The 12140-nt window shown below is 62.6% G+C and carries 10 protein-coding genes and 1 tRNA gene; 3 read left to right on the top strand and 8 right to left on the bottom strand.

Annotation, left to right across the window (positions count from 1 at the left end; all coding sequences use genetic code 11):
• Positions 1-105 precede the first annotated feature (105 nt).
• From S101446_RS17720 to S101446_RS09290, 3 genes are read right to left on the bottom strand one after another with little or no spacing between them, the layout of a single operon-like run.
• The gene (locus S101446_RS17720) at positions 106-423 is read right to left on the bottom strand and encodes a hypothetical protein (RefSeq protein WP_157684843.1); all 318 of its coding nucleotides are present in this window, start codon (positions 421-423) and stop codon (positions 106-108) included.
• Between the two features lie 44 nt (positions 424-467).
• Positions 468-1760, bottom strand: a complete 1293-nt coding sequence (locus tag S101446_RS09295; RefSeq protein ID WP_087608220.1) for a haloacid dehalogenase-like hydrolase — start codon at positions 1758-1760, stop codon at positions 468-470.
• On the bottom strand, positions 1757-2305 hold the full coding sequence (locus tag S101446_RS09290; RefSeq protein WP_208620504.1) for a phosphocholine-specific phospholipase C: 549 nt from the start codon (positions 2303-2305) through the stop codon (positions 1757-1759). Before S101446_RS09290 ends, S101446_RS09295 begins: the two co-directional genes overlap by 4 nt.
• Before the next feature lie 195 nt (positions 2306-2500).
• On the opposite strand from S101446_RS09290, the gene qhpR reads away from it, so the two are divergent.
• From qhpR to eutC, 3 genes are all read left to right on the top strand, one after another.
• A complete protein-coding gene (gene qhpR, locus S101446_RS09285; protein ID WP_087608219.1) occupies positions 2501-3583 on the top strand; it encodes an AraC-like transcriptional regulator QhpR in 1083 nt (360 codons plus the stop codon).
• Positions 3584-3701: 118 nt separating this feature from the next.
• Entirely contained in the window at positions 3702-5084 is a 1383-nt protein-coding gene (locus tag S101446_RS09280; RefSeq protein WP_087608218.1) for an ethanolamine ammonia-lyase subunit EutB, read from the top strand.
• Positions 5077-5847: an ethanolamine ammonia-lyase subunit EutC gene (eutC, locus tag S101446_RS09275; RefSeq protein WP_087608217.1), complete on the top strand. Its 771-nt coding sequence runs from the start codon at positions 5077-5079 to the stop codon at positions 5845-5847. Before S101446_RS09280 ends, eutC begins: the two co-directional genes overlap by 8 nt.
• 498 nt (positions 5848-6345) lie before the next feature.
• On the opposite strand, the gene S101446_RS09270 is transcribed toward eutC, so the two are convergent.
• The 5 genes from S101446_RS09270 to S101446_RS09250 all read right to left on the bottom strand — a co-directional run bounded on the left by S101446_RS09270 (position 6346) and on the right by S101446_RS09250 (position 12114).
• Positions 6346-6421 (bottom strand) — tRNA-Glu (locus S101446_RS09270).
• Positions 6422-6489: 68 nt separating this feature from the next.
• Complete coding sequence (recJ, locus tag S101446_RS09265; RefSeq protein WP_087608216.1) at positions 6490-8340, bottom strand: single-stranded-DNA-specific exonuclease RecJ; 1851 nt, start codon at positions 8338-8340, stop codon at positions 6490-6492.
• Between the two features lie 78 nt (positions 8341-8418).
• Positions 8419-9756, bottom strand: a complete 1338-nt coding sequence (locus tag S101446_RS09260; RefSeq protein ID WP_019085025.1) for a homoserine dehydrogenase — start codon at positions 9754-9756, stop codon at positions 8419-8421.
• Positions 9757-9783: 27 nt separating this feature from the next.
• Positions 9784-11025 (bottom strand): LL-diaminopimelate aminotransferase, encoded by a 1242-nt coding sequence (locus S101446_RS09255; protein WP_010508099.1) that lies wholly within the window; start codon positions 11023-11025, stop codon positions 9784-9786.
• A gap of 84 nt (positions 11026-11109) precedes the next feature.
• A complete protein-coding gene (locus S101446_RS09250; RefSeq protein ID WP_087608215.1) occupies positions 11110-12114 on the bottom strand; it encodes an OmpA family protein in 1005 nt (334 codons plus the stop codon).
• Positions 12115-12140 lie beyond the last annotated feature (26 nt).

Genomic DNA, 12140 nt, shown 5'->3' with positions numbered 1-12140 from the left:
ATTATATTGTAGCGAATATTATATATTCTTTCACATGCATGAATGGAAATGCATTGGGGAAATGGAACGCAGGTGCGAGTGAACCGGTCGCGGGATAGGGACGTATCAGCCGGGGATTTTTCGGTTTCTGACTGTCTGGCCATTTCGGTTCGTTTCTGTTCCGGAAATCATAAAAATAAATAAATCGCAAGAACAGATTTTATGGTTAACAAAACATAAAAGTAAAAACAATAATTCCTGTTTCGGGTCATGTGCTTTGGGCTGTCCATTTACAATTCCATAAGCGGGAATCATGCAACCTATGATCCGGATGTGACCTCGGCCGGGGTGCGTTACGGCACGCACGGACAGCAGATCATCAATCATCCCCGGATCATGTACAAGGCCAGCCTGACATATGCTTGGCATGTCGCTGCGGCCCACGAACCTGTCCCGCGCGTGGGACAGGTTCATCCGTCGTGTTTGTGTCAGGCCAGCAGGCGTGGCGTGGTGCTGCCGTAACGGATGGTGGCGGGATCAGGACGCCATTCGCCGGTATTCTCATTACGTCCCTGCAGTACGAACCGGGGTTGTCGTACCGGGTATTCCTGTGCCGCGCGTCGGGACAGTGCGCCAATCGGGCCGGACAGGCAGCGGTTGATGATGACCGCCAGCGCGGTATCGGCAAAGCCGCGCAGCATGTCCACGTCCCCGTCGCTATCACCAAAGACCATCAGGGGACCGTGTCCCTTCTGCCTGACCAGTGCCTGACGGATGGCCGTAACCTTGCCCTGGCGGTAGGTCAGGGGCCAGTGGGGCACGTCCCTGTCACCGGGATAGGATGCATCACCGTTCGGGCGCATCCGCACGCCCATTACGTTTTCAGCAGGCAGGTTGTATCCGTACCGGGGATCAGTCGCGAAAACGCGCACGATGTCCACGAAGGACGCTGAACAGACATAGACATCAATCCCCTGCGCGCGCAGGCAGGCGTGCAGCGTGGCAATCTCCGGCGTCAGGCGCAGGCATTGCATGAAGGTGTGGCTGATGCACCCCGCCTGTCCCGGTCGCTGTGGCGGGGTCTGCCATGTGACGGATGTAATGGCCTGTCCCAGATGCCAGGTGTTGGAAGCCTGTACAAGCTGGCGCAGGCTGTCGGGCGTATGACCGTTCAGCATCCATATGATCCAGCGATAGGCATGGTCTGCGCCGGAACTGGCCGTCATCGCGTCATAGGCGAAATACAGCTTGGCCCGGAAACCGGACATGATGGGATCGGTGGCCGTGCGGAGCGTGAAGCCGCTGTCGCGCAGGGGGCGCAGCCCGTAGGACCGTACCAGCGCCGTGTAATCGGCCACCAGATCGACGGCAAGCGCATGCGGGTTGACCCGTTGCCCCGAAACGGTGCGGCATGTCGCGGCAAGCGGACCATGCCCTAGTCCGCGCTGCAGAAAGGCGCCAAACTGTTGTGGGGTAACCATGAAGCACAGGTTGTCGATCATGAAACGGAACAGCGTTTCCGCGCAGTCACCAAAAATACAGGTATTGTCCCAGTCAAATACGGCATAGGGCCGGGTCGTGACATCCTCCCCGGCACGTCCATGGGCACGGATGACCGCCTCGATCGCCCGGCGTGTCGTCGGTGCCCATTTCAGGGGCGGCAATAGCGGGAGGGATGCGGTATCATCGGTTGCATGCGCCCCGGCCGCCAGCAGGCCGGGCACCAGGGATGACAGTCCTGCCACAGTGGCAAGCTGACGACGGGTAAGGGGTTTCGTCACGCTTCGTGCCCTTTTGACAGATGGGTAATGGACGGCGCGCCGCCAGGGCGCGGGTTACTGCGGCTTGGCCGTCTCGTTTCCATGTGGCCAGCCAGTCTGGCAAGGAAATGCGGATGGCCATCGCATGCCAGGCGCAGGCCATACCAGTGATCCGATGTGGCAAGCTTCCCGTCATGGGTCACGCTGGCCGGTGGGGGAACGTCCAGACGGACCGGCGCATAGCCGGCGTAACCCACCATGCCCATGTTCGCATGCAGCCTGTTTTTTCGCGTGTGACGACAGGGCAGGGGACGGGTGGGACGCTGTCCGGTTTCCTGCACGCGAGGATGCTGCTGGTGGGGCACCTGTGGCGGGGCAAGGTGACACGCGGCATCCGTCTGTGCCGGATAGTGCATGGTATCCGGCCGTTCGGCCTGCCATCGCCGGTCCGTGACCCCGAAATCAAGCAGGGATGTCCGGTCACCACAGACGCTGCGTCGCCATGGAGTGATGTTGGGTTCCATGACCCCGAAACGGCGTCGGCCAGGGCGGATGAAACGGGGCATGCGGCCTTGTTCTCCTTGATGCTTCCGCGTGCGGCACCACGGGCGCACGGCGATCGCTGGCGCCGCAGCGTAACGGGAATGGATGGGGAGAGCTTGACAGGAGACTACATAATTTTGGCATCACGACGTTTAGGCTTGTTCCGGATCGCCAAAACATGAAAACTTGCGGTCGCTTCAGGATGTAGGGAAGGGAAGATGCTGCCTGGCGATATGCCCAGCCCAACAGACAGCACGATCAGACAGCCACATGTGCTTGCCGCTGCGGCCACGGGGGTGTGCCAGTTCATCCGTGAACAGGGTTGCGATCCTGATCGCGTGGCCCTGTCCGCCGGGCTGCGACTTGACCAGAGCCTTTCCCAGACGGCGTCGCTCGACCTTGCCGGATACTGCCTTCTGTTTGAGGAAACCACCCGGCAGAGCGGACATGCAGGGGTGGGCCTGTCCTATGGACGGCATTTCACCCCGGACATGCTGGGCCTGATCGGTTTCATCGCCATGGCGTCCCCTACGCTGGGGAACGCGGTGGAAAATGTGGCCGAACTATTTCCCTATCACCAGAGCGGCACCATCACCCGCCTTGTCCATCAGGACGATGGCTGCGCGCGGCTGGAATACCGGATCGTGACGGGTGGCATCATCGGGCGCGAGCAGGATGCGGAACTGACCATGGGCATGTTCTGCAACATATTCCGCCATGTTCTGGGGCAGCACTGGGCGCCACGGGCCATCTGGCTTGAACATCGCCGCATCGCCTCGGCGGGTGAATACGATGATGCCTTTGGCGCGCCGGTGCATTTTGGCATGGGCGTCAATGCGGTCGTGTTTGACAGGGCGGAAACGGGCTGCATCATGCCGCAGGGAAATGTGCGGCTGCTTGATGTCCTGCGGTGCAGCCTGACATCGCTGTCGCCCGCGGCTGCGGGCCGGGCGGCGGAGCCTGCCGTTGATCCGCTGCTATCGCGCATCCGTACCGAAATCCGGTATTCGATGGGTCAGGGCGTGCCCGCCCTGTCACATGTGGCGGAAACGCTGCGCATGCCGCGCTGGACCCTGCAACGGCGTCTGGATGGGATGGGCGTTACGTTTTCCGCCCTGGTGGAACGGACCCGGCAGGAACTGGCCCGCGAATATCTTGCCCGTCCCACCATGCCGATTGGCGAGATCGCGTTACTGCTGGGATATTCGGAAATCAGCGCCTTCAGCCGCGCATTCCGCAAATGGACCGGGGTTTCGCCACGCCTGTACCGCGCATCCCGGCATTCAGGTGGCGACCGCTAGGCACACACCCGTGCGGAGGCAGGTCAAGTCTTTGTGCCTGTCGGTCAAGATATTTGAAAACAAACGTTTATAATTCAGCCATGGATAAATTACCTCTCGCTGGGAAGGCTATTGTACCGTGTCATATCATGCTTTTCTGGGGGGGGAGAAATTCTGCTTTTCCTCTCTGAAACAGGTGCTTGCCTATGCCTCACCCTATCGCAGCGGTGACGAACTGGCAGGCGTTGCAGCCCCTGATCCCCTGCAGCGTATCGGCGCGCGTGAGGCGCTGGCGAACATTCCGCTCCGGACCTTCCTGAACGAGGTCCCGGTCCCCTACGAGACGGATGAAGTCACGCGGCTGATTATCGACAGCCACGATGCCGCCGCCTTCGCCCCCGTCGCGCATATGACGGTGGGGGATCTGCGTGACTGGCTGCTGGACCATGAAACCGATGGGACGACCCTTGCGGCGCTCGCGCCCGGGCTGACGGCGGAAATGGTCGCGGCGGTCAGCAAGCTCATGCGTAATCAGGATCTGGTGGCGGTGGCGCGCAAGATCACGGTCCGCACGGCCTTTCGCAACACGCAGGGCCTGCCGGGGCGCATGGGTTCGCGCCTGCAGCCCAATCACCCGGTGGACAGCCTGCCGGGTATTGCCGCGTCCATGCTGGACGGGCTGCTGCTGGGGGTGGGGGATGCCGTGGTGGGCATAAACCCGGCATCGGACAACATGGCCAATGCCAGTGATATCCTGCATATGCTTGAAGATGTGCGGGTGCGCCATGACATTCCCATACAGACCTGCCTGCTGACGCATGTGACCAATACCCTCCAGCTTATGGAACGCAATGCGCCGGTGGACCTGGTGTTCCAGTCCATATCCGGCACGGAGGAAGCGAATGCCGGTTTCGGCATTTCCCTGTCGGTCCTGTCCGAAGCCCATATGGCCAGCCAGTCGCTGGGACGGGGGACGGCCGGCACGAATACCATGTATTTCGAAACGGGGCAGGGGTCAGCCCTGTCGGCCAATGCCCATCATGGCATGGACCAGCAGACGGCGGAGGTACGGGCCTATGCCGTGGCGCGGGCTTTCTCGCCACTGCTGGTCAATACGGTGGTCGGCTTCATTGGCCCGGAATATCTGTATGATGGCAGGCAGATCATTCGTGCGGGGCTGGAAGACCATTTCTGCGGGAAGCTCATGGGCCTGCCGATGGGATGTGACGTCTGTTACACCAATCATGCCGAGGCGGATCAGGATGACATGGACAACCTGATGATGCTGTTATGCACCGCCGGCATCAACTTCCTTATTGCCGTGCCCGGCAGCGATGACATCATGCTGAATTACCAGAGCCTGTCCTACCACGATATCCAGACACTGCGTTCGCTGTTTGGCGTGCGGGCGGCGCCGGAATTCGAAGAATGGCTGATCGCGCGTGAACTGGTTGATGCAAAGGGTCGGATACGCGTCAATTCCCCCAGCATTCTTTCCGGGATGATACCCTGTCATGACTGATGATCGTCCTGTTTCCTGGCAGGGGCTGCAGGCGCGGACCTCGGCGCGGATCGGCCTGCCCCGTGCTGGCGACACGATTTCCGGCGCGGCCGTGCGGGAGTTCCAGTACGCCCATGTCCGTGCGCGTCATGCTGTCTCCACCACGCTGGATACCAGTCGGCTGAACCTGTCACAGCCCCCGATCGAGGTTGAAAGCAGGGCCCGGGACCGCGAGGAATACGTAAGGCGTCCCGACCTTGGGCGACAGTTATCCGACAGAAGCCGCGAAAACCTGCCGCACGGGCAGTATGATGTCGTGTTCGCCATTGCCGATGGGCTATCGGCCCTTGCGGCAGAGCAGCAGGGCCCCGCGGTACTGGCGGCGATGATGCCCCTGCTGACGGACTGGCGTATCGCTCCACTGGTTGTGGCGCACAGGGCACGGGTGGCGTTGGGCGATGAAATCGCGACCTGTCTGGGCGCGCGATGCGTGGTGATGATGATCGGGGAGCGTCCCGGCCTGCGTTGCGCCGAAAGCATGAGCCTGTACATGACATGGAATCCGCAGATAGGGATGCGGGATTCGGGACGGAACTGCATTTCCAACATCCACGGTCATGGCGGGTTATCCGCCATGGCTGCGGCAAACGCGCTGGCATGGTTGCTGAAGACGGCGCGGACGCGCAATTACAGTGGCGTCAATCTCAAGGACGAAACCTGTACTATCGAGCAGACCGCCCGACCGGATCCGCAGAAAATGTTATCGGATAAATCAGGGCAATAAAAAAATGGATTCCAGCAGTACAGACATGTGAGAAAAAAGGTCTGCGCGGCCGCGTTCATGACCTGTCGTGTTGTGGGTGAAAACGGTGCAGGCGTGATCTTGATCCGGCTTATTTTCTGGAATAGGGCTGTGACAGGAAAGTAGCGCAGGTTTCCTGATGCTTCTTTATTTTAAGGAATGTCCGGAAATGCGTTGATCAATAAAAACGTCTTTATGATTTACATGGTGTCGAAATGGCGGGCTTTTCAGATAGAACCGTCCAGGCAACGTGTGCTGAAGCATTCCGGGAAAAGCCTTGGCAGAAATTTCTCTGCATTTTGCACGAAGCTTTGTCGGCAGTTTTTTGAAACAGCTTTTCAGTCAGTGCATGACGATACTGTAAAAAGTACCAGTCCCATGCATGACAGAGTGCCAAAAGCATTCTGCGTATTAAAGATACAGAAACTTGGAAAGTGCCTGTAATCAGCCAAGACCCGCAGTAAACTGCGGTAAAGTAACTGGCGTCCCGTACGGGATTCGAACCCGTGTTGCCGCCGTGAAAGGGCGGTGTCCTAGGCCTCTAGACGAACGGGACTAAAGGCGTGAGCGGTAAGTATCCCGACACGGGGGTAGGGTCAACCCCCTGATTCAAAAATATTGAAATTATTCGGGGATTGCCACGTCACGGATGAAAAAAGTGGCGGATGTCCGGCCATTCCAGCTTTCGGCACGCAGCCACCCCGCCAGATGCAGCGGTGGCATGTCCCGATCTTCCAGAACGGGGGCCAGCGGGCTTTCATTGGCGCGGAACACCAGCGCCTTCAGCCGGGGGCCGCGGCCTTCACCCTGCAGCGTCAGGCGCAGGGTATTGCCTTCCCGCCCGATCCGTTCGGCATAGGCCACGCGCACGCGGGGCAGCGCGATCAGCGGTTCGTCATTGCCCGCCCCAAAGGGGGCCAGGCGGTCCATGTCGGTTGCAAGGGCGACATCAGCCGCCGCGACATTCACCACGGCGTCGATGGTCAGGTCCACGGCGTCGGGCAGGCTGGCTGCGGTGGCCAGATGGTGGTCAAGGAATTCATGCAGGGCAGGGATGCCATCCGCCGGCAGTCCGAATCCCGCCGCCATGGCGTGCCCCCCGCCCGATGACAGCAGTCCCGCCTGCCGTGCCGCGATAATGGCGCCGCCAAGGTCCTGTCCCGGGACGGACCGGGCGGAGCCTTTTACGCTGCCATCTTCCATTTCCGCGCCAACCAGCACGGGACGGTTGAATTTTTCCTTGATCCGCCCGGCCACGATCCCGACCACGCCGGGGTGCCAGTCCCGGCCGCTCAGTACCAGTACGGCATGCCCCTGTGCGCGTTGCGCCGCCGCCAGTTCCATGGCGCGGTCAAGGATGCCGGATTCGACGCTCTGCCGGTTATGGTTGACGGAATTCAGCTTCTCGGCCAGGGCCTGGGCTTCTGCCGCGTCCTCGCACAGCAACAGGCGCAGCCCCAGACCGGAATCCGCGATACGCCCCCCTGCATTGATCCGGGGACCAAGTGCGAATCCGCATGTAAACGCCGAAAGCGGGTCACGCGCGCCCGCAGCCTCCAGCAGGGCCGCAATGCCCGTGCGCTGCCGCCGCGCCATGACCTTCAGCCCCTGCGCGACAAAGGCGCGGTTCAGGCCGCTTAACGGCATGACATCGCATACGGTCGCCAGCGCCACGAGGTCTAGGCTGTCCATCAATTGCGGTTCGGGACGGGATTCGAACCAACCTTCACGGCGCAGGATGCGGACTGTCGCCACCACGGTCATGAACGTAACCGCCGCCGCGCAGATGCCGTGCAGGCCGGACGGGCAGTCAGGCCGGTTCGGATTGACCGTGGCCAGCACACGCGGCAGGGCGCCCTGTACCTGATGGTGATCAAGGACGATGATGTCACCGCGCCCGCTTGCATGTTCCAGCACGTCAACCGCCGCCGTGCCGCAGTCCAGGCAGACAATCAGGGTGGCGCCCTGATCCTGCATGGCCTCGATTGCGGGGATGTTCGGGCCGTAGCCTTCCGTCATGCGGTCGGGAATATGGGTCAGCACCGTGCAGCCCTGACGGCGCAGGAAATCGGTCAGAAGTGCCGTGGAACACGCGCCATCCACATCATAATCCCCGAACAGGCCCACCGTTTCCCCGTTGCGGATGGCGGTGGCCAGACGGGTGGCCGCGGCATCCATGTCCGTGAAGGTGGACGGGTCGGGCATCAACGCCCGCAGGGTGGGGGTCAGGTAGGTTGCAACCCGTTCGGGGGCAATGTGGCGCAGGGCCAGCATGCGACCGACGATTTCCGGCAGCCCGGTCTGCTGTGCAATGGCCATCCCCATGCGGTCGGTATGGCTGGCCTGCCCGCCTTCGCGCCAGTTCCACCGGCGGCCCGTGACACTGCGCGTCACCCCCAGCACGGCTGGCGTCTGCTCCGCCTCCTGTGACGCGGGGGACGCGGGAAAGGGGGAAAGCAGGTCGGCAGCGGACATGAAAACGGATCCTTGTTGGTATGCGGCGCGGGCAGGGCAGGATGAATGGTCCGCCCTGGACCATCCATCGCCCGGTGTTCAGGCCGCTTCGATACGGATCAGCGCGGGCTCATCCAGTACGGCGGGCAGTTCGGCAATATGGTGCAGGGCATGCTGCATTGCTGCCTCGTTGGTCCTGTGCGTCAGCAGCACCAGTGGCACGGCATGGGTGCCATCGGGGCGGACGTCATGCGCGTCGGCATGCTGGAGCATGCTGCGCAGCGATACGCCGTTGTCGCGCAGCACCGCCGTGATGTCGGCAATCACGCCGGGGCGGTCTTCCACGTTCAGGCGCAGGTAGTATTCGCCCATGAACGATTTGGCAGGCAGGGCCACGGCCTGCATCAGGCTGTCGGCGGCGCAGCCCCATACCGGCATGGCGGAGCCACGGGCGATATCGATCAGGTCGGCGCATACGGCAGTGGCCGTCGGCCCTTCGCCCGCACCCCGGCCTTCTAGCATCAGGCGGCCGACAAAGGCCCCTTCCACCACCACGGCGTTGAATACGCCGTTGACCTGCGCAATGGGTGCATCCTGCGGGACAAGGCAGGGATGGACCCGGGCCTCGATACCATTTTCATGCTGGCGCGCGATGCCAAGCAGCTTGATGCGGTAACCCATCTTGCGCGCGAACTGCAGGTCCAGCGCGCCAATGCGGCGGATGCCCTCGATATAGACGGAGGCAAACACCACGGGCCGCCCGAATGCCAGCCCGGCAAGGATTGCCAGCTTGTGCGCGGTATCAATGCCGTCCACGTCAGTCGAGGGATCGGCCTCGGCATAGCCCAGCTTCTGCGCATCGGCCAGGATTTCGGCAAAATCCCGCCCGGTTTCATGCATGACGGTCAGGATGTAGTTGCATGTGCCGTTCAGGATGCCGCCGATCTTCAGGATCCGGTCCGCCGCCAGCCCCTCACGCACGGTCTTGATGGCGGGAATGCCACCGGCCACCGCCGCCTCGAACATCAGCGGCACGCCCGCCGCCTGCGCCGTGCAGGCCAGTTCGGCGCCGTGAATGGCGATCAGCGCCTTGTTGGCGGTCACCACCGGGCGGCGGTTTTCCAGCGCGCGGGTCACCGTCAGGCGCGCCGGACCTTCCGCCCCGCCAATCAGTTCCGCCACCACGTCCACATCGGGGTGGGTGGCCAGTTCCTCGGGCGTGTCACACCAGGCGACATTGCTCAGGTCCACGCCACGGTCGCGCGTGCGGTCGCGCGCGCTTACGGCGGTCACCACCAGTTCACGGCCCGCGCGGGCATGGATCAGGTCGGCGTTTTCACGCAGCAGTTTTACGACGCCGGCACCAACCGTACCCAGCCCCGCAATGCCGATGCGCAGGGGCGGTTTGGGGGCGGGTCTGCAAGGGGAAGAAGTCATCTGTTTTCCGTCAACCGATAAGGGCAGTCATGAATGGGCGGGCTGTGTGTCAGGCAGCGGGGCGGCCTGCTGCGTGGTGGGGGCCGTGCCGCCGTGTTCCGTCATGAAATGGCGGATGGAGCGGCAGGCCTGACGCAGGCGCTGGGTGTTTTCCACCAGTCCGATGCGTACGAAACCCTCGCCATGTTCCCCGAAGCCAAGGCCGGGGGCCACCGCAACACCTGCTTCCTTTAGCAGCAGCTTGGAAAAGCCCACGCTGCCCAGTTCACGGAAGCGTCCGGGGATTGGCGCCCATGCGAACATCGACCCTTCGGGGGAAGGTACGTCCCATCCCGCCGTCTGCAGTCCCTGGATCAGCACGTCGCGGCGCTTGCGGTAGATGTCGCGGATTTCGGCCACGCAGTCCTGCGGACCGCTGAGTGCCGCGACCGCCGCGACCTGAATGGGGGTGAACGCGCCATAATCCAGATAGGACTTGATGCGGGTCAGGGCCGCGATCAGCTTCGGGTTGCCCGCGGCGAAGCCCATGCGCCAGCCCGCCATGGAATAGGTCTTGGACAGGGACGTGAACTCGACGGCGATGTCCTTCGCCCCCGGCACCTCGAGGATGGAGGGGGGAACCTTGTCACCAAAATAGATTTCCGCATACGCCAGGTCCGACAGGATCCAGATTTCATGCTTGCGCGCGAACGCCACCAGCTTGCGGTAGAAATCGAGGTCAGCGAGATATGCGGTGGGATTTGACGGAAAATTGACAATCAGCGCCGTGGGCTTTGGCACGGAATGGCGCACCGCGCGGTCCAGTGCTTCCAGCATTTCATCATCCGGCGTCGCGGGAATGGAGCGCACGGACGCGCCGGCGATGATGAAGCCGAACTGATGGATGGGATAGGACGGGTTGGGCACCAGGATCGTATCGCCCGGGCTGGTGATGGCGGAGGCAAGGTTGGCCAGCCCTTCCTTGGACCCGAGGGTCGCGATCACTTCCGTCTCGGGGTCCAGCTTTACGTTGAAGCGGCGTTCATAATATCCCGCCAGCGCCCGGCGCAGGCCCGGAATGCCGCGACTGACGGAATAACGGTGCGCGCGCGGGTCGGCCACCGTTTCCACCAGCTTCTGCACGATATGGGGCGGGGTGGGGGTGTCGGGATTGCCCATGCCCAGATCAATAATGTCCTCCCCCCGCGCTCGGGCCTGGGCCTTGGCCTTGTTGACTTCAGCGAAGACATAGGGCGGCAGACGGCGGATACGGTGGAATTCTTCGGTCATGGGACGCTCTGTTACGGGCGCGCGGCAATCCGCGCGCCGGGTTGGGGAAATGGCAGGCCACCCGTCGGGGGTGTGCGCCACACTCTAGCGCACGATGGCAATTCTTGCACCATTGCCAAAGGCATGGGCGTGTACCACGATGCGGTTGGCTGGCACGCCACGGGCGCGCAGCATGTTGGTCAGGGTGCGGGTACGCAGCAGGGCAAGGTTGAGGGCCGCGGTCTGCCCTTCCGACGTGGCGGTGGCGGCATTGCCATAGCCATTCACGATCACAAAGCGGTTGCCACGCTGTTTTACCACGTTGCCGACCACGTCTTCCTCGCCATCCTCGATCTGGTCCGATCCGGGCAGGAAGCGCACCTGATCCCCGTCATCCGGTGTCGCGAGGTGATAGGTCGGCAGGTCCATGCCGTCACGCGCGGCATTGTCAGGCAGGCTGATCCCCCCTGCCGATGGCAGTTCCGGCGGCCCGTCGGCAATGGCGGGCAGGTTGGCGGGGATCGCCTCGGGGGTGTCGGGTACCGCTTCCGTTACCTCCGGCATGACCAGTTGCCCCTGGGCATCCCGCACGGGCTCGGCCTGATGGGACATGCCGCGTTCGGATTTCGCCCTGGTGCCGCCAGTCGCCTGCCGTCCCGCCTGCGCGCCGTCATCCGCCGCCGCGAGGGAGGCGGACTGTCCCCCGCCATTGCCCGACGGATGCGACGGAATGGGGGGAATGTCGGCGGCCGTGGGCATGGTGCCCATGATCGCGTCCTGGCGCTGGTTGAGTTCGCGCTGCGCCTCGAGGTCCGCAGTGATGTCTTCGCGCAGTTCAGGCGAGGGGAGTTCGGGCGTCCTGTCCGGTCCCAGCCCGACCTTGGGATAGGGCTGGTGCGTACCGGGCGGCGGGGGACGCTGCTGGCCGATCACGCCGCCCTGGTAGTTATGGTACCAGTCCGACACGGAATCGACCGTGTCCTGATGGTGCGCGCAGCCCGCCACGCCCGTGGCAAACAGCGCCAGCAGGGCGGCCCGCGCGGTGGCGGTGCGTCTGGATGGCGGAAAAAAAAATCTTCCGGGACTTGGCGATGGTGCCCGCTTTCCCAATCTTAGCTCCCATGGCCTTTTTCGGC

Origin of the sequence: Komagataeibacter europaeus (assembly GCF_002173515.1) — a bacterium.
GTDB classification, from domain to species: Bacteria; Pseudomonadota; Alphaproteobacteria; order Acetobacterales; family Acetobacteraceae; genus Komagataeibacter; species Komagataeibacter europaeus.
This window is presented reverse-complemented; position numbering and strand designations above follow the sequence as displayed.